At 75.2% G+C, this 20,113-nt stretch carries 18 protein-coding genes, 1 other RNA gene and 1 pseudogene; 10 read left to right on the plus strand and 10 right to left on the minus strand.

Features of this window, described 5'->3' with window-relative positions; genetic code table 11:
• Window positions 1-75: 75 nt before the first annotated feature.
• Window positions 76-2,184, minus strand: coding sequence for an alpha/beta hydrolase family protein (locus ACZ3YO_RS00550; RefSeq protein ID WP_465562980.1), 2,109 nt, complete (start codon window positions 2,182-2,184; stop codon window positions 76-78).
• Window positions 2,181-5,177: a class IV lanthionine synthetase LanL gene (lanL, locus tag ACZ3YO_RS00555; RefSeq protein WP_465562983.1), complete on the minus strand. Its 2,997-nt coding sequence runs from the start codon at window positions 5,175-5,177 to the stop codon at window positions 2,181-2,183. The genes ACZ3YO_RS00550 and lanL overlap by 4 nt, the downstream gene beginning before the upstream one ends.
• A 583-nt stretch (window positions 5,178-5,760) precedes the next feature.
• On the opposite strand from lanL, the gene ACZ3YO_RS00560 reads away from it, so the two are divergent.
• The 4 genes from ACZ3YO_RS00560 to ACZ3YO_RS00575 all read left to right on the plus strand — a co-directional run bounded on the left by ACZ3YO_RS00560 (window position 5,761) and on the right by ACZ3YO_RS00575 (window position 9,858).
• Complete coding sequence (locus ACZ3YO_RS00560) at window positions 5,761-6,597, plus strand: Nif3-like dinuclear metal center hexameric protein (protein WP_465562985.1); 837 nt, start codon at window positions 5,761-5,763, stop codon at window positions 6,595-6,597.
• 23 nt (window positions 6,598-6,620) lie between these two features.
• Window positions 6,621-7,364, plus strand: a complete 744-nt coding sequence (locus ACZ3YO_RS00565; protein WP_465545466.1) for a zinc ribbon domain-containing protein — start codon at window positions 6,621-6,623, stop codon at window positions 7,362-7,364.
• A gap of 4 nt (window positions 7,365-7,368) precedes the next feature.
• Window positions 7,369-8,526, plus strand: coding sequence for a bifunctional RNase H/acid phosphatase (locus ACZ3YO_RS00570; protein ID WP_465562988.1), 1,158 nt, complete (start codon window positions 7,369-7,371; stop codon window positions 8,524-8,526).
• A 531-nt stretch (window positions 8,527-9,057) separates the two neighbouring features.
• Window positions 9,058-9,858, plus strand: a complete 801-nt coding sequence (locus ACZ3YO_RS00575; RefSeq protein WP_465562991.1) for a maleylpyruvate isomerase family mycothiol-dependent enzyme — start codon at window positions 9,058-9,060, stop codon at window positions 9,856-9,858.
• 315 nt (window positions 9,859-10,173) lie between these two features.
• Here ACZ3YO_RS00575 and ACZ3YO_RS00580 read toward each other — a convergent pair whose 3' ends face one another.
• Window positions 10,174-10,323, minus strand: coding sequence for a hypothetical protein (locus ACZ3YO_RS00580; RefSeq protein ID WP_465562994.1), 150 nt, complete (start codon window positions 10,321-10,323; stop codon window positions 10,174-10,176).
• A gap of 259 nt (window positions 10,324-10,582) precedes the next feature.
• A pseudogene (locus tag ACZ3YO_RS00585) lies at window positions 10,583-10,720 on the minus strand (IS982 family transposase); the annotation flags it as partial.
• 522 nt (window positions 10,721-11,242) lie between these two features.
• On the opposite strand from ACZ3YO_RS00585, the gene ACZ3YO_RS00590 reads away from it, so the two are divergent.
• Complete coding sequence (locus ACZ3YO_RS00590; protein WP_465562997.1) at window positions 11,243-11,902, plus strand: DUF1062 domain-containing protein; 660 nt, start codon at window positions 11,243-11,245, stop codon at window positions 11,900-11,902.
• Window positions 11,903-11,992: 90 nt separating this feature from the next.
• Here ACZ3YO_RS00590 and ACZ3YO_RS00595 read toward each other — a convergent pair whose 3' ends face one another.
• Both ACZ3YO_RS00595 and yaaA read right to left on the minus strand, forming a co-directional pair.
• A complete protein-coding gene (locus ACZ3YO_RS00595; RefSeq protein ID WP_465563000.1) occupies window positions 11,993-12,142 on the minus strand; it encodes a hypothetical protein in 150 nt (49 codons plus the stop codon).
• 84 nt (window positions 12,143-12,226) lie between these two features.
• Complete coding sequence (yaaA, locus tag ACZ3YO_RS00600; protein WP_465563003.1) at window positions 12,227-13,012, minus strand: peroxide stress protein YaaA; 786 nt, start codon at window positions 13,010-13,012, stop codon at window positions 12,227-12,229.
• A gap of 246 nt (window positions 13,013-13,258) precedes the next feature.
• Between yaaA and ACZ3YO_RS00605 the strand changes: the two genes are divergently transcribed.
• The 3 genes from ACZ3YO_RS00605 (at window position 13,259) to rnpB (ending at window position 16,711) form a co-directional block, all read left to right on the plus strand.
• On the plus strand, window positions 13,259-14,737 hold the full coding sequence (locus ACZ3YO_RS00605; RefSeq protein WP_465563006.1) for an RNB domain-containing ribonuclease: 1,479 nt from the start codon (window positions 13,259-13,261) through the stop codon (window positions 14,735-14,737).
• 104 nt (window positions 14,738-14,841) lie between these two features.
• The gene (locus tag ACZ3YO_RS00610) at window positions 14,842-16,278 is read left to right on the plus strand and encodes an MFS transporter (protein WP_465564120.1); all 1,437 of its coding nucleotides are present in this window, start codon (window positions 14,842-14,844) and stop codon (window positions 16,276-16,278) included.
• Window positions 16,279-16,291: 13 nt separating this feature from the next.
• Window positions 16,292-16,711: RNase P RNA component class A (gene rnpB / locus ACZ3YO_RS00615), an RNA gene on the plus strand.
• 70 nt (window positions 16,712-16,781) lie between these two features.
• Here the strand turns inward: rnpB and ACZ3YO_RS00620 are convergent.
• Both ACZ3YO_RS00620 and ACZ3YO_RS00625 read right to left on the minus strand, forming a co-directional pair.
• Window positions 16,782-17,039 (minus strand): Prokaryotic metallothionein, encoded by a 258-nt coding sequence (locus ACZ3YO_RS00620; RefSeq protein WP_148645382.1) that lies wholly within the window; start codon window positions 17,037-17,039, stop codon window positions 16,782-16,784.
• A gap of 180 nt (window positions 17,040-17,219) precedes the next feature.
• Window positions 17,220-17,618 (minus strand): ACT domain-containing protein, encoded by a 399-nt coding sequence (locus tag ACZ3YO_RS00625; RefSeq protein WP_405365850.1) that lies wholly within the window; start codon window positions 17,616-17,618, stop codon window positions 17,220-17,222.
• A gap of 158 nt (window positions 17,619-17,776) precedes the next feature.
• Between ACZ3YO_RS00625 and ACZ3YO_RS00630 the strand changes: the two genes are divergently transcribed.
• Window positions 17,777-18,442, plus strand: a complete 666-nt coding sequence (locus ACZ3YO_RS00630) for a PadR family transcriptional regulator (protein ID WP_465563010.1) — start codon at window positions 17,777-17,779, stop codon at window positions 18,440-18,442.
• Window positions 18,443-18,476: 34 nt separating this feature from the next.
• On the opposite strand, the gene ACZ3YO_RS00635 is transcribed toward ACZ3YO_RS00630, so the two are convergent.
• Window positions 18,477-18,677 (minus strand): hypothetical protein, encoded by a 201-nt coding sequence (locus tag ACZ3YO_RS00635; RefSeq protein WP_465563013.1) that lies wholly within the window; start codon window positions 18,675-18,677, stop codon window positions 18,477-18,479.
• A 40-nt stretch (window positions 18,678-18,717) separates the two neighbouring features.
• Window positions 18,718-18,948: a hypothetical protein gene (locus ACZ3YO_RS00640; RefSeq protein ID WP_465563016.1), complete on the minus strand. Its 231-nt coding sequence runs from the start codon at window positions 18,946-18,948 to the stop codon at window positions 18,718-18,720.
• Between the two features lie 461 nt (window positions 18,949-19,409).
• Between ACZ3YO_RS00640 and ACZ3YO_RS00645 the strand changes: the two genes are divergently transcribed.
• Entirely contained in the window at window positions 19,410-20,111 is a 702-nt protein-coding gene (locus ACZ3YO_RS00645) for a bifunctional DNA primase/polymerase (protein ID WP_465563018.1), read from the plus strand.
• Window positions 20,112-20,113 lie beyond the last annotated feature (2 nt).

A 20,113-nucleotide genomic window follows, 5' to 3' on the forward strand; every position in this document is an offset into this window, starting at 1 on the left:
GCGGGTACCACCCCGGGCCTTCGGGGCCCGGGAGTCTGTGAGCGGACCGGGTCGCCCCGTCCGGTCGGCCGGGGGCTACCCCGGTCGGCCGGTCCGCAGGAAGGCGGCCAGCAGTTCGTGCAGCACGGCGGCGCCGTCCTCGGCCAGCACCTCGTGCCCGGCGCCGGCCGCTTCGACGTACCGGAAGTCGGCGCCCTCGGTGCGGCCGATCCGCAGCAACTCGTGCCGCAGCGAGCGGGACTGGCCCACCGGGACGACCTCGTCCCGGTCCCCGTGTACGACCAGCAGCGGTGCGCTGAGCCGGTGCGCCAGCTGGAGCACATCGCGCGGGCCGCGGGCGTCCGCGATCGTGTCCCCGCCGCCGAGCCGGGTGGTCAACGCCCTGACGGGGGGCGCGGCTTCGGCCAGAAGCCGGGCGCCGGACAGGAACGGCGCGACCACCGCGCAGCGCGCGACCTGCTCGGCCGGCGCGTGCGCGGCCGCCAGCAGGGCCAGGAACGCGCCGTAGCTGACGCCGAACAGGGCGGGCGGCTCCAGGCCGAGTGCGGCGCGCTGGCCCGCGATGCCGTCCAGCAGGTACAGGATGTCGTCGAGGTCGGGCCCGCCCCAGGCGCCCCGGATGGCCATCGCGTGCGCCAACCCGTAGCCGGTGGAGCCGCGTTGGTTGGGCGCGACCACGGCGATCCCCTCGGCCGCCATGCGCTGCAGGGCGGGGTCGAACTCCAGCCGCCAGGCGTCCGCCGGGCCGCCGTGCAGGGCCAGCACCAGGTGCGGGCTGCTCAGCCAGGCGTCGCCGCCGTACACGACGGCCTCCAACGGCCCGGCCGGACCGGCGAGTTCGAGACTCTGGGCCGGGTGCCAGCGACCGCCGTCGCCGGGCGGGGTGGAGCCGTCGAGTTGCCAACCGGCCGAGGCGGTACGGGAGGTGCGCGGTCCGCCGGGCTGCCAGGGCAGGACGGTGTCGCGCCACGGCCCGGGCAGGCCGGAGCCGAGCGGCGCCAACTGCAGGGGCAGCGGCACCGGTCCGGGCCCGACGGGTGCCGGACCGTGCGCCAGCAGCGCGTCCACGTCCAGGGTGGCCAGCGCCGTCGGGTGGTCGGGCGAGGAGTACGGCACCCGCAGCCCCGCGTCCGACCAGTGTCCTACCGCGCCGAGCCGACCGGGTGGCACCGGCAGCGGGTCCAATCGCCCGGCGGAGGGCCGCCACAAAGCCAGCGCCGAGCCCGCGCCGTGGTCGATCTGGACCACCACCCGGGCCCCCTCCGGCGCGGGCCGCAGAGCCACGGGGCGCAGGAACATGCCCGAGACGTGCAGGCACTCCGGGAACCGCAGCGGCTCCCCGCCGCCCAGCAGGCCCCAGCCCAGCCGGTCGGTGCCGGGCGCGTCGCTGCGCACCATCGCGAAGCTGCTGTCCGGATCGAACAGCACCAGCCGGTCGTTGCTGCGCTCGCCGATCTCCAGCAGCGGGGTGACGGCGCCGCTGCGCAGGTCCAGGACGACGGTGCGGACGATGCCCGAGTCGACCCGGTCGAGCGACAGCAGCGTGCCGGCGCGGTCGAGCCAGACACCGCCGCCGTGCAGTCCGGGGATCTCGGCGACCTGCCGGGGCTCGCTGCCGTCGGCGTGCACCAGCCAGACGGTGGTGGCCGGGCGGGTGTCGGTTCCCAGCGCCACGGCGACCGGGGCGCTGGGGCCGTCCAGCGTACGGGCGTCGTCCGGCGTTCGCCGGCCGTCCGGCGCAGGTGGGCCCTCCGGCGCAGGTGAGCTCTCCGGGGTAGGTGCGCCCTCCGGCGCGCGGGCGCCGTCCGTAGAAGCCGCCGGAAGCGGCAGCAGTCGCAGGCCGGGCCGCCTCAGGGTGGCCAACTGACGTTCGGTGGTGGCCGGTTCGCGGCCCGGTTCGGCCGCGCTGAGCGCCACCAGGTCGTGCCGCTCGCCGTCGTGCCGGCAGACCAGGACCGAGCCGTCGGGCAGTGCGATCAGCTGCGAGCGCAGGTTCTCGGACCGGTTGCCGGGCAGTGCCAGTGAGGTCGGCACGGCCGGTCCCGTCGCCGGCAGGTGCCAGCTCTCCGCGTACCAGCCGCCGTCGGCGGCGGAGGCGAGGCAGGCGGCGTGGCTGCCGTCGGCGGCGAAGGTGAAGCTGAGGCGGCGCAGGGCCTGCGTCGCGCTCCTGGTGGCCACGGTCATGTCGCCCTCGTCTCGCCTGCGGGGGGCGGGAGTTCGCCCGGCGGCGCCGGCGGCACCGGGTCCACCCAGAGCCGGGGGCCGCCGTGCCGCAGCCGCAGCAGGAAGGCGAGCGCGCCGGCCGTCCCGGTGCCGTACGCGGCGGCGCAGCCGGTGCCGGTCTCGTCGGGCAGCACCAGCAGTCCGTCGCGCAGCGCCGGCCGGGCGGTGATCAGCTGCGCCAGCTCATCGGCTCCGGAGCGGAATTCGGCGTCACCGGTGAACTCGGCGAGGTCGATCAGGTATTCGCCGTTGCCGGCCAGCCCGTGGCAGGCGCTGACGCCGCAGTGCCAGCGCCCGGCCAGGACGGCGCGCCCGGCGGCGAGGGCGAGTTCACGGGCGGTGGCGTCGCCGGTCACCTGCCAGAGCCGGAGCAGGAAGGTGCCCGCGCCCGAGGCGCCGCTGCACCAGTGGGCGAGCCTGACGTGGTCGGGGTCGCCGGCGTCCTGCGGCCACCAGGCGCTCTCCTGCGCCCCGTCGCGGGACTCCCACCGCACGGTGGCCGCGAGCGTCCGCCCGGCCTCGGCGGCGCCTTCGAGCAGCGCCCGGTCGCCGGTGGCCTCGGCGGCGGCGAGCAGGAACGCGCCGACGCCCGCCACCCCGTGGGCGAACCCGAGGTGGGTGATCCCGGCGAGCGCCGAGTCGAAGTCCTTCGGGACCGGCCAGACCGTGCCGTACGGGGTGGCCTTTCCGGCGGCCAGCAGACCGTGGCCGCAGCGGGCGGCCCGGGCCAGGAACTCCTGGGCGGCGTCGGTGCCCGGGGCATCGGCTGCGAGGCGAAGCTGGAGGAAGCCGGCACCGGCGGCGCCGTGACAGACGTCCGGGTTGGGCCATTCGACGGCTATCCCACGGGCCAGCCCGGCGGCGCGTTCGGCGAGCGCCCGGTCGCCCAGCGAACCGGCGGCGTCCAGCAGCGCCCAGGCGGTGCCCGAGCGGCCGAAGTGCAGCCCGGGCAGGACGACGGGCTCGGCGGCGCACCGGCGCTCGATCCACTCCACGGCCGTCTCCGTCGTCCGGCGGGCCTCCTCCCGCACCCCGGCCGGCAGGCCGCGGGCCACCGCGGCCCGGGCGAGCAGGGCCAGCACCCCGGCGGCGCCGTGCTGCACGTTGCAGGGGTCGGACCGCTGCCCGGCCGGCACGGTGGGCCAGAGCCGGTCCCGCCGCAGCGGGGTGGCGGTTGCCGCGAGGTGGCGCAGGCCGTCGTGCAGGACCCGGTCGACGACGGTGTCGCCGTCCTCGGCGGGGCGGCCGGCCGAGGCGCCCGCGGGCGCCGGCCCGGCTGCCTCCGTGCGGCCGCCACCCGGCGCCGGCTCCCCGGGCCCGCCCGCCAGGGCCTCCCGGACACGGTGAAGGGGCCACCGCTGCTCGGCTTCCTCCGCGCGCAGCCCCAGCACCACCGGCGCGAGCCGCCGCGCGGTGTCGCCCGAGCGGGCGGCGAGCGCGAGCCAGCGGCCGAGGCGGTCGGCGACGGGGCGGGCGTGCGGCAGGTCCTCGGGCAGCAGCGGGTCGTGGCCGGTGGCGAGCAGGAAGAACAGGCCGCCGAGCGCGTACAGGTCTGCCGTCGGCTCGGCTGCACAGCTGCCGTGGCCCGCCGGTCCGTCCTCGACCAGGGCGAGCCGCCCGGGCCCCTGCTCGGGGGCGCGGTAGCCCGGGGTGCCGGCCGAGCCGGCGCGGCGGCCGGCCTCGGCGGCCAGCTCCAGGTCGACCAGCCGCAGCGTGCCGTCGGGCTGCACCAGGACGTTGCCGGGGGAGAGGTCGCGGAGCACCAGGCCCAGCTCGTGCACCCGCTCGACGAGGTCGAGCAGGGCGTGCACCAGGGGACCGGCCTCGGCCCAGTCGACGTCCGGGCTGCCGTCGCGGCGCAGCCGGGCGGCGACCCAGCTGCCCAGCGGTTGCCCGGCGATTCGTTCCTGCACGAGGAAGAGCGAGTCGTCCTGCTCGATCAGCTCGACCGGCCTCGGCGCCAGCCCCCGCCCCTCCAGCCGGGTCAGCAGCGCGGCCTCGTGCCGCAGCGCGGCCCGGGCGTCCGTCCCGGAGCGGTCGACCTCGATGTGTGCGCGGGCCTGCTTGACCACGACCTCCGCGCCTCCCTCGGTGTCCCGGCCGAGGAAGACCCCGCCCTTGGCGCCGTGCCGGATCGCGCCGGTGATCACGTACCGCCCGGCCAGCAGCACCCCGCCGGCCCCGCGCCGCGCCGCGGCCGGCTTGGCCGCCCCGGGCCCACGGCGGCCGGGGACGGCACCCCGCCCCTCGGCCCCCCGCCCGCCCGCTCCCTGCTCCTCGACGCCCCACCCCTCGACCCCCGGACCCTGCGCCAGCGGGTCGCGCGCCCACGGCGGACACCGGTACGAAGCCCCGCGCACGTCCTCGACCCGCTCGCCGCCCGGTCCGCGTAGCATCGACCGGTACCCGCCGTCGTTGCCCAGCTCGGCGCGGGCCGCGAAGGCGCCGTACCGGTAGTGGACGCGACTGCCGGGCCGGTACGGCCGGTCGGAGAGCACGACCGGCCCGGGCAGGCCGTCGGTGGCCCGGTGCAGCGCGGCGGCCAGCCGCCGGAACTGCTCCTCGCCGTCCGGGTAGACCGTGATGAACTTGCCCGCCGAACCCCGCTCGCTGTTACGCGAGTTGAGCTCGTGCAGCTGCGCCGGTCCGGCGGCGAACTTGAACGCGCAGGGGTCGTCGGCCAGCACCTCGGCGGCTGCGGCCAGCACCGCGCCGCCGACCGCCGACGCCGCGCTGACGTGGATCTTCCAGCCCTCCCCGGCCAGTTCACCCGCGGACGGCCTGGCCGTGCACCAGAAGCCCTCGACGGTGACCTCCCAGTCGCCGTCGCCTCCCCGGCCCCCGGCGCCGGCCAGCGCCGCCCGCGTGATCTCCGGCCACGAGCCGGCCGCTTCCGGCCCGCGGCCCGCCGATCCCTTTCCCCCGGCCGTACGAAGCGATGTGCCCGCCCCCATCCGCATTCACATCCCTTCGTCTCGGCCGGCGCCCGTGGGTGCCCACTGCTCCGGCACCCGGGCACACGGCCACGGCCTGATCGGTTTCTCGGAAACACGGGAGCGCTGCCCCGGCCGCGTCCGCCGCGGACCTCGGCCGGGACCGGGCCCCTTCCGGAGCCCGGAGCGGGCCCGTCTGACCTGGGCCCGAGCTCCGGCGGAGCGCCTTCCCGACCCCCTGGCCGGGGCAACTCCCGTTCGCAGAAGTGAAGTTACTTTCGGTTTCGGGGCGGGCTCAACGCGTAGCGAGTCACTTCACTCGTAAGGGTGATCTGGGCGCTGTTTCGAATGTGTGCGAGCCGCCCGCTGTGAGCGGTGAACCCCGCGCGCCCCGGCAGGCGCGCCGCCCGAACGGCCCGTGCGCCGTCTCCCGGCGCCGCCCGTGCGCCGCCCGAACGCACCGGACGGCGGATTGACGCGCATCTGTACGCCCCGTCCCCCACACCGGGCACCGCGCGGGCCGGCCGGCCGGGCCCGCGCCGGCCCGGGAACGCACCGGGCCCGGGCGGCCCGGGCGCCCCCGCGCGCACGGTAGTCTCGACAGGTGCCGAAACTGTCCGACGTCATCACCGCGCTCGAAGAGGTCTACCCGCCCCAGTGGGCGGAGTCCTGGGACGCCGTCGGCCTGGTCTGCGGGGACCCTCAGGCCGAGGTCCGCCGCGTGCTCTTCGCCGTCGACCCCGTGCAGGCGGTGGTCGACGAGGCCGTCGAGTGGGGTGCCGACCTGGTGGTCACCCACCACCCCCTCTATCTGCGCGGCACCACCAGCGTCGCCGCCACCACCTTCAAGGGCCGGGTCGTGCACACGCTGATCCGGGGCGGCATCGCCCTGCACGTGGCGCACACCAACGCCGACCACGCCGACCCGGGCGTCTCGGACGCGCTGGCCGAGGCGGTCGGCCTCCGCGTCACCGGCCCGCTGGTGGCGGACCCGACCGACCCGCTGGGCCGGCGCGGCACCGGCCGGATCGGCCTGCTGGAGCCCCCGCTCACGCTCTCCGCCTTCGCCGCCCAGGTCGCCAAGGGCCTGCCGGCCACCGCCGCCGGCGTCAGGGTCTCCGGGGACCCGAACCGGCTGGTCAGCCGGGTCGCGGTGTGCGGCGGCTCCGGCGACGGCCTCCTCGCCGAGGTGCGCGCGGCCGGTGTCGACGCCTACCTCACCGCCGACCTGCGCCACCACCCGGCCTCCGAGGCCGCCGAGGCGGCGCCGGTCGCGCTGCTCGACGCCGCACACTGGGCCACCGAGTGGCCCTGGCTCGCCCTGGCCGAGCGGGCGCTGCACGGCGCCGCCGAGCAGCGGGGCTGGGCCGTGGAGACCAAGGTCTCCGACAAGGTCACCGACCCGTGGACCGCGCACGCCCCCATGTCCTTCACCGCCTGACCCGATTCACAGGAGCTCTCCGCTTGAACGCCGCGCCCGCCGACCAGATCCGCCTGCTCGACCTCCAGGCCATCGACTCGAAGCTCGACCAGCTGGCCCACCGGCGTCGCAGCCTGCCCGAGCACGCCGAGATCGAGAAGGCCACCGCCGACCACACCGCGCTGAAGGACCTGGTCGTCGCCGCCCAGGCCCAGCAGGGCGACACCACCCGCGAGCTGACCAAGGCCGAGCAGGACGTCGAGCAGGTCCGCGCCCGGGCCGCCCGCAACCAGCAGCGCCTGGACTCCGGCGCGATCACCTCGCCGAAGGACCTGGAGAACCTCCAGCACGAGATCGGCTCGCTGGCCAAGCGCCAGGGCGACCTCGAAGAGGTCGTGCTGGAGATCATGGAGCGGCTGGAGTCGGCCCAGACCCGCGTCATCGAGCTGACCGCACGCCTGGAGCACTCCTCGGTCGTACTCAAGGAGGCCGAGGGCCGCCGGGACGCCTCCTTCGCCGAGATCGACGGCGAGGCCGACAAGGTCCGGCGCGAGCGCGAGACCGTGGCCGCCGTCGTCCCGGCCGACCTGCTGAAGCTCTACACCCGCCTGCGCGAGCAGCAGGGCGGCGTCGGCGCGGCCCGCCTCTTCCAGCGCCGCTGCGAGGGCTGCCGGGTCGAGTTCGCCGTCTCCGACCTGAACGCCATCAAGGCCGAGCCCAAGGACGCGGTCGTCCGCTGCGACAACTGCGGCCGCATCCTGGTGCGCACCGCCGACTCGGGCATCTGATCCGGTGGCGGGGCGCAGGTTCATCGTCGAGGCGGACGGCGGCTCCCGGGGCAACCCGGGGCCGGCCGGCTACGGCGCGGTGGTCCGGGACGGTGACACCGGCCGGATCATCGCCGAGGCCGCCGAGTTCATCGGCCACGCCACCAACAACGTGGCCGAGTACAAGGGCCTGATCGCCGGCCTGAAGGCGGCCAGGGAGATCGACCCGGACGCCTCGGTGGACGTCCGGATGGACTCCAAGCTGGTGGTCGAGCAGATGTCCGGGCGCTGGAAGATCAAGCACCCCGACATGCAGCCGCTCGCCGCCGAGGCACGCGGCGTGCTCCCGCGCGGCCAGGTCAAGTACACCTGGATCCCGCGCGAGAGGAACAAGGACGCCGACCGGCTCGCCAACGAGGCGATGGACGCGGGCAAGGCCGGCCGCCAGTGGGAGCCCAGGCCGCTGAAGTCCGCGTCGCCCGTCGTCGTGGAGCCGGCCGCCGAGCCGCCGCTGGAGAAGGCCGCGCCGAAGGCCGGCTGGGCGGCCGCCGCCGACCTCGGCACGCCGACCACCTTCGTCCTGCTCCGCCACGGCGAGACCCACCTCACTCCGGAGAAGCGTTTCTCCGGCAGTGGCGGCAGCGACCCGGAGCTCTCCGAGAAGGGCCGCTGGCAGGCCGAGCGGGCAGCGGAGGCGCTGGCCGCCCGCGGCTCCGTCCAGGCCGTGGTCAGCTCCCCGATGCGCCGCACCCGGGAGACCGCGGAGATCGTCGCCGCCCGCCTGGGCCTGGACGTCCGGTACGAGGACGGGCTGCGCGAGGTCGACTTCGGCGACTGGGAGGGACTCACCTTCGCCGAGGTCCAGCAGCGCTACCCGGACGACCTCAACGCCTGGCTCGGCTCGCCCAAGGCCAAGCCGACCGGCAGCAGCGAGAGCTTCACCACCCTCACCCACCGGGCCGGGGTCGCCCGCGACAAGATCCTGGCCCGCCACCCGGGCAAGACCGTGCTGGTCGTCTCGCACGTCAGCCCGATCAAGACGCTGGTCCGGCTCGCGCTCGGCGCCCCGCCGGACTCGCTCTACCGGATGGAGCTGTCCGCCGCCGCGCTCTGCGCCGTCCAGTACTACGCGGACGGCAACGCCTCGCTGCGGCTGCTCAACGACACCGGGCACCTGCGCTGACCGCCGGTGGGGGCTCCCCTGGCCATCAACGGTTCGCATGGCTGGAATGACTGTCTTCCCGGTTCGTGACGTTTGTTCCATGGCAACAGCGATGCCTTGCGGTGGAAGCTCGGGTGGCCGGGTGGCCGGGTGGCCGGGTGGCCGGGTGGCCGGTGTCCCCGGCCCCCGCCGGCGCCCAGGCGGCGCTGGATCCGCCGGACCGGGCCCGGCCGGTTCTCCTGGCGCGACATGAACTCCCGACCCGACCGGTCCTCCCCGCCGTGGTGACCTCCGCGTCCATCACATCGCGCGGCGGCATGACCGCGCGCACCGGGGTGGACGTCACGTCGCCGAGGTGCCCGGCCGCGCGGCGAGGCCAGGGCACCCACAGGCGCGACGCCGGGCGTACCGCCACCACCAGCGTCCTCGCAGCAGTGCGCAGCTTGTCCCCCGAGCGGTGGGAGGCGAGGACGACGTCCGCAAGGGCCAACCGGCGGCGACCGTGGAAAAAATCGCTGTCCGATCACCGGGGCACGGTGATAGACAATCGGCGTGGAAAAGAATCTTGGGTTCCCTGACCTGCTGCGACTGATCGATGAGCGGTCGACCGCCTTCCGCGCCGTGGTCGCCGCCGCGCCCAGTCTCGACGCACAGGTGCCGACCTGCCCCGGGTGGACGCTGTTCGATCTGGTGAAGCACCTGGGTGGGGGAGACCGTTTCTGGGCCGCCATCGTCGGCGCGGGGCCTGCCGACGCTCCCCCGGCCGAGGCCGCCGCTGCGCGCGCCGCTCTGGTAGTGCCGCGGGAGCGTGAGGCCCTGCTGGCCTGGCTGGCCGCGTCGACGCAGCTTCTGCTGAGCGCCCTGCGCGAGGCCGGACCGGAGAGCGGTTGCTGGACGTGGTGGCCTGCGTCGCAGTCACCGCCAACCTCCGGCGGTGTCGCCCGGCACCGGGTCCAGGAGACCGCGGTGCACACGTACGACGCCCAGCTCGCCTCGGGCGCCCCGCAGCCGCTGCCGGTCGAGGTGGTACTCGACGGTGTGGAGGAGTTCCTGTTCACCGTCTGCGGAACGCCGAGTGCTTGGCCGCACAAGCCCACGGCCTTCGACTTCCACGCCGCCGAGGGCCGCTCCTGGCGCCTCACGGTCGACGGCGACGGCGCACGCTCCGCCCGCATCCCCGCGCCCACTGCCGCGACCGGCGAGGACTCGGACGCAGCCGGCGCCTCCATTCATGGCACGGCCAGTGAGCTGGTCCTCTACTTGTACGACCGTATTCAGGCCGATTCCTTGCACGTTGACGGAGATGCAGGGCTGCTCGACCTGCTCCGCGCCTGGGAGCCGGAGGAGAAGTAGGACGTAGGGGGGGGGGGGGGGGGGGGGGCGCCCCCCCCCCCCCCCCCCCCCCCCCCCCCGCCGCCCCCCCCCCCCCCCCCCCCCCCCCCCCCCCCCCCCCGCCCCCCCCCCGCCCCCCCCCCCCCCCCCCCCCCCCCCCCCCCCCCCCCCCCCCCCCGCGGGGGGGGGGGGGGGGGGGGGGCGCCGGGGGGGGGGGGGGGGGGGGGGGGGGGGGGGGGGGGGGGGGGGGGGGCGCCCCCCCCCCCCCCCCCCCCCCCCCCTGGTCAGAGCTCGAACTCGCGGCCTCCGCACGCAGGAATGACCCGCAGGGCCGCATCAGAGCGCATCGGTGACGACCTTCCAACCTTCCGTGTGGTGCTGCCGGTTCGCCGGCGCGCGGAGGTCGGCGCCCTCGGTGACCCAGAGGTCGACGAACAGGTAGTCGCTCGGGTCGGTGGGGAGCCCGAGGCCGGCTGCCCGGCGCACGAGATCGGTGAGGTGGTCGGCGTAGAGCCGCTTGAGGTCGGGCTTGCATAAGTCCGGCGCGGCCCAGGCATCTTGACGCGAGCTCCGTTGGGGTTGTCGTCGCGGGGGCGACCGAGATGATCGGGGTTCCCCCTCGGCCCATGTCGAACTCGTGGATGCGCATGCCGAGGGCTTCACCGATCCGCATTCCGGTTTCGGCGAGCAGGGCGAACAGGAAGCGGTCGCGGAGGTTGCCCACCCACTCACCCTGGTTGTTGTCGGTGCACACCAGGTGCAGCCGTAGTCCCCAGAGGAAGCGCGAGTGGCTGGCGCAGTACCCGTACTGCGCCCACTCGGCCAGGTCGGAGCGTTTGACGGTTTCACGGGAGCGTCCGCATTCGACCGGCGTGGAGTCAACGACCCACACGTCGTCGGTCCACCCGATTCATCTCTTCGGCGGGCTTGTCCCAGACAAGCGAACAGCGCCACAGCGGATGGCGGCGAAAGTGACTCCCGGGCAGTAGCCGTCTCGCTCGCCTGCGGACCTCGCCCCACGCCATGGTCGCCATCCGGGCGGGCATGCCGTCCGGGTCGGTCTTGCCCCCATGACGGCGGGCATCGAGTCGGGCTGCCGGGACTCCCGCGCCGCTGATGATCCCGCCCTGCGCCGTCCGATTTCCGGTCAAGCCGACAATCACCAGATCATCTAGCCCGGTGGAAAAACCGGTTGCCGCAGGCAGCGGGCTGGATCACTATGGCCCGCATGGACCTGTGAGATGCCACGTACCGACAACTGAACGAGTCGCGCGTACGACCTCGGAGCCTGAGTACCCGGCTGCCGTAACGGTCGACCGCGCCCGCGTGTGCATTTTCCAGATGCTGGGAGCCGCGGCCCTGGGTCGCGAGAGCTCCCGCTCAGCCATGAAAGCAACCCGTAATCATGCATATCGACCGCAAGGCCCAGTGGGCCGTGCGCCAGTCCGGCCTGCCCACCATCGTCCGCCGCTGCCCGGACTGCTCCAGCGTGCGGCACCACCCCTCCGGCAAGATCCGGGTCAACGCGAACGGCAAGCTGCTCGACGTCTGGCTGCTGCTGAGCTGCGACGGCTGTGACCGGACCTCGAAGGCGCCGGTCCACGAGCGCGTGCACGTCTCGGCGCTCAAGCCCGCCCGGCGGGAGGCGTACGAGGCCAACTCACCGGCGATGGTCCGTGAGTTGGCGATGAGCGCGTCGCTCGCCATGAAGAACGGCTACCGCCTGGACTGGGCCGGTACCTGGGCGCTGGAGACCAATATGCCCAGCCCGGTGCTCGACGGGCCGGGTCCGCTCACGGTCGGGGTGGCCTTCGAACTGCCCGCAGCGGTCCGGCTGGAGCGGCTGCTGATGCTCGGCCTCGGGCTCAGCCGCAGCGGGATACGCCGCCTGGTCGCGGCCGGGCGCGTGCAACTGCCGGTGCCCGTGGACGGCAAGGTGCACCAGGACTTCGAGTTCACCGTTGCCGGGGCTGCTCCGGCCGGCCCCGGCCGCCTGGTGGAAGCCCCGCACCCGGTCGCCCGGCAGGTACGCCGGGACACGCTGGTGCTGGCGGCCGAGCGCTGATCGCGGCTGATCGCAGCTGCGATCAGCCGACTGCGGCTTGTGGATCCGGGTGCGTCCGGAACGGTCCGGACGCACCCGGCAACGTGTGGCTCAGCTGCGGCGGCGGGCGATGGTGATGATCTGGCGGCTGTTCGCGTCGATCGGCCCGTGGCCGGGGTCGCCGTACTGGGCCTGCACCTCGAAGCCGGCCTCGGCGAGGATGGCGTTGAGCGGTTCGACGTCGAGGAAGCAATCGATCATCCAGCGATGACGTTACGTCGTTTACGTCGTTGAACGCCTTGGATGCCCGTTGATACCCCGGGGGAGCCCCCACCGCGCCGCGGATCAGTGGATCTCGGTGACCACCACGTCCAGCTGCCACGGCTTGCGGGCGGTGCCCTCGGCCGCGACCTCCACCTTGTGGTCCAGCCCCCGCAGGGCGTCCACCAGCTCGCCCGGCGTCTTCGGCTCCGCGCCCGCCACCAGCAGGTCGCGCACCAGCCGGCCCTTGGTCGCCTTGTTGAAGTGGCTCACCACCGTGCGCTTGCCGTTGCGCTCCTGGAGCACCCGCACGGTCGCCGTCCGGGATGCCACCTCGCCCGCCGGCTTCCACGCCGCCGCGTACGCCGAGCTGCGCAGATCCAGCACCAGGCCGTCCGCCACCTCCGGCAGCACGGACGCCATGGTGCCCCGCCAGTACGCCCCGAGCGCCCCCAGGCCGGGGAGTTTCACGCCCATCGAGCAGCGGTAGGGCGGGATCCGGTCGCCGATCCGCACCGCGCCCCAGAGCCCCGAGAACACCAGCAGCGAACGCGCGGCCCGGTCGTAGGCGGCCTCGTCCAGCCGGGCCAGCCCGAGGTTGTCGAACAGCACCCCGGTGTACACCTCGCCGGCCGGCAGCGCTCCCGCCGTCGGCAGCGCGGCATTGCGCGCGATCTCGCCGCGCAGGCCCGGGCTCAGCCCGAGCACCTCGGCGGCCGCGTCCTCGTCGCCCCGGCAGAGCCCGACCAGGGTCTCCAGCACCTGCGCCCGCGCCGCCGTCAGCCCGGGCAGCGACAGGCCGTCGAGTGCCACCGGCACCCCGTCGGCGGACGCGGCCTTGCCCTCCGAGGGCGGCAACAGCACCAGCACAGCGGACTCCTCAACAGTTTGTGGCGGACGATCCCCGCCACCCTACGCAAAACCGCCCCCGGACCGGGCGCCCGGTCCGTCCTGCGAACGCCCGGCGGCCGCCGCAGGGGGTGCCCGCCCGCCCGGCGGCCGTTCCGGCCCGTCCCTGCCCGGCCGCTGACACCACTCCTGGGAAGCAGGCCCGGGTACCGGCGCGCCCGCCCCCGGATCCGCCCGGAATCACCCGATTCGCCCTACGCTGCCTCCATGCCACGCCGAAAACTGCGCGTCAAGGCCGCCGACTCCGCCCGGATCAACGCCGAACTGGCCGAGTTGCGTGCCCGTCTGGAGATCCACACCGAGTGGCCCGACCCCGTCCTCGCCGAGGCGGAGGAGGCGGCCCGCACGCCACGGCTGCCGGAGTACGACGCGACCGAGCTGCCGCTGTTCACCGTCGACCCGCCCGGATCCCGGGACCTCGACCAGGCCATGCACCTGACCCACCGCCCGGGCGGCGGCTACCGGGTGCACTACGCGATCGCCGACGTGGCGGCCTTCGTCCGGCCCGGCGGGCTGATCGACGCCGAGGCCCGCCGCCGCGTCCAGACCCTCTACTTCCCGGACCACCGCGTCCCGCTGCACCCGGCCCGGCTCTCCGAGGACGCGGCCAGCCTGCTGCCGGGGGAGACCCGCCCGGCCCTGCTCTGGCAGCTCGACCTGGACGCCGACGGCGCCGTCGTCCTCGCGGACCTGCGCCGCGCCCTCGTCCGCTCGCACCGCAGGCTGGACTACGCCGCCGTCCAGCGCGCCGTCGACGGGGGCGGCGCCGACGAACAGCTCGCCCTGCTCGCCACCGTCGGCCGGCTGCGCGAGGAGCAGGAGCGCACCCGCGGCGGGATCAGCCTGCCCGTCCCCGAGCAGGAGATCGAGGAGACCCTGCACGGCTACGTCCTCGGCTACCGCGCACCCACCCCCGCCGACGGCTGGAACGCCCAGATCTCGCTGCTCACCGGCATGGCCGCGGCCGAACTGATGCTGGATGCCGGCGTCGGCCTGCTGCGCACCCTGCCCGCCGCCCCGCCCGAGGCGTACGCGCGGCTGCGCCGCACCGCCCGCGCGCTGGACGTGGACTGGCCGGACGGCCTGCCGTACCCGGAACTGATCCGCTCGCTCGACCCGGACGCCCCGTTGGACGCGGCCTTCCTCAACGAGTGCACCGGCCTGCTGCGCGGAGCCGGCTACCGGGCCTTCGACGCCACCCAGGGCCTGCCGGCCCCGGCCGACCCGGTGCACGCCGCGCTGGCCGCGCCGTACGCGCACTGCACGGCGCCGCTGCGCCGGCTGGGCGACCGGTTCGCCCAGGAGATCTGCGCGGCCGTCGCCGCCGGTGAGACGGTGCCGGACTGGGCCCGGGAGGCGCTGCCCGCCGTCCCGTCCCTGATGGCGGGCGGGGACCGCCGCTCGGCCGAGGTGGAGCGGGCCTGCGTGGACCTGGTGGAGGCGGAACTGCTGGCGGGCCGGGAGGGGGAGGACTTCCCGGCGCTGGTCATCGACGTGGACGAGCAGCGGCCGACCCGCGGCACGGTCCAGCTGCGCGAGCCGGCCGTCCGGGCCCGCTGCGACCGCCCCGACGGCGCGGGCGGCGCGCCGGGCGCCGGCGGCGGCCTGCCGCTCGGCGAGCAGGTCGTGGTCCGGCTGACGGTGGCCGACCCGGCCACCCGGACGGTCCGCTTCGCCGCCGTCTGATCCCGGCCCGGTGGGAGGATCGTCCCGTGACCGAACAGACCTCCCCCCGTCCGCGGTCCGCCGAGCAGCCGTCCGCCGTTCCCGGCCGGCGCCGTCGGCTGCTGGTGCTGGCGATCTGCTGTCTGAGCCTGTTCATCGTCGGGCTCGACAACACCGTGGTGAACATCGCCCTCCCGGCGATCCAGAAGGACCTCGACGCCCCTGCCTCCGGGCTGCAGTGGATCATCGACGCCTACACCCTGGTGCTGGCCTCCCTGCTGATGCTGTGCGGCTCGGTGGCCGACCGCTTCGGCCGGCGCCGGGTGTTCCAGACCGGCCTGCTGCTCTTCGTGCTCGGTTCGCTGCTCTGCAGCCTGGCGCCGAGCCTGGCCTGGCTGGTGGTGTTCCGCGCGGTGCAGGCCGTCGGCGGCTCGATGCTCAACCCGGTGGCGATGTCGATCATCACCAACACCTTCACCGAACCGAGGGAACGGGCCCGGGCGATCGGCATCTGGGGCGGTGTGGTCGGCATCTCGATGGCGCTCGGCCCCCTGCTCGGCGGCTTCCTGGTGGACGGCGCCGGCTGGCAGTCGATCTTCCTGATCAACGTCCCGGTCGGCCTGCTCGCCTGCCTGCTTACCGCCCGGTACGTCCCCGAGTCGCGCGCGCCGCGGGCCCGCCGGCTGGACCCGGTCGGCCAGCTGCTGATGGTGATGCTGCTCGGCTGCGGCACCGCCGCGATCATCGAGGGCCCCGAGCACGGCTGGACGTCCCCGCTGATCCTGGCCCTCGCCGCGACCGCGCTCGCCGCGCTGGTGGCTTTCCCGCTCTGGGAGCGGAGGGTCCCCGAACCGCTCGTCGACCCGCGGTTCTTCCGCAGCGCGCCCTTCACGGGCGCCACCGTCACCGCCGTCTGCGCCTTCGCCGCGCTCGGGGGCTTCCTCTTCCTCAACACCCTCTACCTCCAGGACGTCCGCCACTACAGCCCGGTCGAGGCGGGCCTGTGGACGCTGCCGATGGCCGGGATGATGCTGGTCTGCGCGCCGCTCTCCGGCCGCATCGTCGGAGGCCGGGGACCGCGTGGCCCGCTGGTCGCGGCCGGCCTCGGGCTCGCCGCCAGCGGCGTGCTGCTCACCCGGCTGACCGCGGGCTCCCCGGCGTCCCTGCTGCTGGTCGCCTACGCGCTGTTCGGCTTCGGCTTCGGCATGGTGAACGCTCCGATCACCAACGCCGCCGTCTCCGGCATGCCGCGCGCCCAGGCGGGCGTGGCGGCGGCGGTGGCCTCGACCAGTCGGCAGGTCGGCCAGTCGCTCGGCGTCGCGGTGATCGGCACCGTGGTCACCTCGGCCGTGATCGGCCCGCTCGCCACCGGCTTCGCCCCGGCCAGCCACGCCGGCTGGTGGATCGTGACCGGCCTCGGCGTCGCCATCCTCGTCCTCGGCCTGGTCACCACCACCACCTGGGCCACCGGCACCGCCGCCCGGGTGGCGGCCCGCCTCGGCGGCGAACCGCCCGTCGTCAGGCCCGGCGTACGGGAGGCCCCGCCCGAGCGGCTACCATGACCACTACGGCGGACGAGCCGGCCGGGCGGTCGCGACGGGTCCTCAGGGCCCGCCGAGGAACGTCCGGGCTCCACAGAGCAGGGTGGTGGGTAACGCCCACCCGGGGTGACCCGCGGGACAGTGCCACAGAAAACAGACCGCCCGCCGCTCTGCGCCCCGCGAGGGGTGGCAAGGCGGCGGGTAAGGGTGAAACGGTGGTGTAAGAGACCACCAGCGACCGGGGTGACCCGGACGGCTCGGTAAACCCCACCTGGAGCAAGGTCAAGATCGGCGCCCTCGGGCGCCGTGCGCGGATGCCTGAGGGCTGCTCGCCCGAGTCCGCGGGTAGACCGCACGAGGCTGTCGGCAACGGCAGCCCTAGATGGATGGCCGCCTCCCCGGGCCGCGCAAGCAACCCGGGAGACAGAACCCGGCGTACAGGCCTGCTCGTCCGTCCTCAGGCGTGGTGAAGGCCCGCCGGTCCGCTCAGCGGGCCGGCGGGCCTTTCTCCGTCCGCCCGCGGTTCAGGCCGGGTGGGCGCCGACGGCGTCGCGGATCTGCTCGCCGAGGCCGCCGTTGACGCGGGCGCAGTTGGCGCAGCAGAAGAACCGGCCCGCCACCTCCACGCCGTGGCCCACGATCCGGACCTGGCACTGTTCGCAGCGCGGCGCGAGCTTCTCCATCGCGCACTCGAAGCTGTCGAAGGTGTAGACGTCGCCGGTGATGGTCTTGATCTCGAAGGCGAGCCAGTAGTCGTTGCCGCAGGTGACGCAGATGGCCATGGTGGCCGTCTCCCTTCCGGTGGGGGCTGAACGGCCGGTCGGGCGCTCAGCCCTTCCCAGTGTCGGAGCGGCCCCCGGGGGCGGCCACTCGGCCGCACCCGCCCGGGAGGCCCGGGAGGCCCGGCAGGCCCGGCAGGCCCGGACGTACCGGGGCCGGGCCGGCGGCGGGCCCAGGTGAGCTCAGGCGGGCCGGGCCGACAGCTCCTCCAGCGCCCGGACCGCCCGGTCGGCGTCCTCGATGCCGACGAACAGGTGGTCGTGGTGGAAGCCGGCCACCACGTTGCAGCTGATCCCCTCCTCGGCCAGCCGCCCCGCCACGGCGGCGGTCAGGCCGACGGCCTCCAGTGCCGAGTGGATCTGCAGCGTGATCCAGGCCGCCACGTAGTCGTAGCGCAGGCCGAGCGCGTCCGCCTCCTCCTGCGACACCACCACCGTGACCCCCTCGGGCTCGGCGACCGTCACCACCGGCCGCATCCCCGCGGGCACCTTCGCGGGCAGCGTGCAGTAGACGTACCGCCCCGGGTTGAGCTGCGGGTGCATCCCGCGCAGCAGGGTCGCAAGGTCTCGTTCACCGGCCATGCCCGCCACCGTAGCGGCTGGGCCTGCGCCGCACGGGTCGTCGGCCGACGTGTCGGAAACCGTTGACGAGCGACAGTCACCGATATATCGTCGAGTTATCGAGACAGTTACTCGACTGTCCGAACGACCGACAGACCGATCATGTGGAGGTGGGCGCCATGCGCTCAGGACGACGATTTCGTGAGGAGGGCCCGCTCGGCGGCCGGCGCCGTGGGCCGGGCCCGGAGTTCGGGGGGATGCCCGGGGAGGGCTTCGAGGGCCGGAGTGCGTTCGGCCCCTTCGGTCCTCCGCCATTCGGGCCCGGACGCCCGATGGGCGGGCCGTTCGGCGGCTTCGGCGGGCACGGGGGCCGCGGGCACGGTCCGCGCGGCCGGCGCGGCGGGCGGGCCCGGCGCGGGGACGTGCGGGCGTCGCTGCTGGCGCTGCTCCAGGAGCGGCCGATGCACGGCTACGAGATGATCGCGGAGATCGCCGAGCGGACGGGCGGGGCCTGGCGGCCGAGCCCGGGCTCGATCTACCCCAACCTCCAGCTGCTGGAGGAGGAGGGCCTGATCACCGCGGAGGAGGTCGGCGGCAAGCGGCTGGTCTCGCTCACCGAGGCGGGCCGGGCCGAGGCCGAGGCGGGGGCCGCCGAACCGTGGGCGGAGGCCGGCCGGGAGGTCGACTGGGAGGCCGTCCAGGAGGTCGGCCAGGCGCTCGGCGCGGTCGACCACGCGATCCGGCAGGTCATGACGACGGGCACGGAGGCGCAGCGCGCCAAGGGCCTGGCGGTGCTGAACGAGGCCCGCAAGAAGCTGTACCTGATCCTCGCCGAGGACGCGTGACGGCTCAGGGGCCGGGGGCGGACGGTGCTGCTGCTCAGGGGCGGACGGCGAACAGTGCCACGCACGCGAGCAGCAGCACCGCCCAGCCGAACCAGAGCCAGCCGTTCGGTCCGATCGCCGCGCTGTAGACGCTGACCACCACCAGCAGTCCGGCGGTGACGGCGGCCACCTGCCGGTTGTGGTGCATCACCGCGCGGGGCTTCGTCCTGGGGTGGTGCCGTACGGTCCTCGCCATCGCCGTCCTCCCTGGGTCGGGCTCCCGAGGGGAGCGGCCGTCACCCGGAGGCGCGGGTGCTGGCCGCCTCGTCGTACTCGTAGCGCCAGTACCAGCGGGCGCCCCGCTGCTGCTTGGCCCGGATGTACACCAGTGTGCGCGCGGGCGTCTCGCCGTGCGCGGGGACCGGCACCTTGTAGGTCTTGGGCACGCCGTACATGGGCCCCAGCGGGATCGGCAGGATCCGGCCGTCCAGGGGTCCGCCGACGAATTCGGTGTCCGCGCTCTTCACCACACCAGGGTCTCACCCCGGCGCAGGTGGCCGGCGGGCGGCTTCGCGGGGGCCCGCAGGTGAACGGCCGCCCGGGGTGGTCCGGGGGAGGGCTTGTGACGCGCAGGTGCCGGGAGTGTGACCGGAGAGGCACCGCCCCCGGTCATTCGGAGGCCCCGCGCACCCTTATCCTTCCTGTTACGCCCTCGGGGTTCACCCGGGTCAGCGGGCCCCGTACGGGCCGGGCAAGGCGCACGTCGGTGTGCCCGCCGGGCCGCCGAGCCGCAGCGTCCGTGCTGCCGTGACTCCGTACCGTGACCCGGGCGTCGGCCGTCCGGCAACCCCGGCTCCGGCCGGCAGGGCGTGGACGGCAGGGCCGAGCACCACCCCGGGAAGCAAGCGGGGGGCGCTGTGCGTTGCGTCGGAGTGGTACGTCGAATGCTGTGTCACACCAGGCACGGCAGTGCGCGGAGAGGGGCCCGATGGAAGCCGGCAGCAGGTGGACGACCTGGTGGCAGAAGCGTGACCGTCAGCGGGTGCGGCCGGGCGACGTGGACGGCCCCGCCGCCAGACTGGACCAGCTGCTGGGCGCCGTGCGCGCCGGATTCCCGCTCGCGCCCGCCGCGCATCCGGCCGGCTACCGGTGTTCCTGTGACCGGGTCGCCTGCCCGGCCCCCGCGCAGCACCCGGTCTCCTTCGCCTGGCAGACCCAGGCGACCACCGACCCGGAGCAGGTCGGCCGCTGGCTCTCCCGGGATCCCCAGGCCAACTTCATCACCGCCACCGGCCGCGCCCACGACGTGTTGGACGTGCCCGCCGAGGCCGGCCGGCTGGCCCTGGAGCGGCTCACCGCGCTGGGCGTCGAGGGCCCGGTGGCCGCCGTCGGCGAGGACCGCTACCTGTTCTTCACCGCCACCCGGGGCACCCCGGTGGACGAGGACGAGTGGTGGCCGAGCGCCCTCGACTCCACCCCGGACACCATGTCCGAGCACCCCGGCCTGCGCTGGCACTGCCGCGGCTCGTACACCCTGCTGCCGCCGGCCGCGCTGCCGGACGGCTCCGAGGTGCGCTGGCTGCGCGGGCCCGAGCAGCCCCTGCCGGACCCGCTGCGCGTCCTGGACGTGCTGACCGACGCCTGCACCGAGGTGGGCGCGGTCGCCGAGGAGCAGTGGCTGATCGGCTGACG

It is taken from the genome of Kitasatospora sp. NPDC022785, assembly GCF_055561295.1.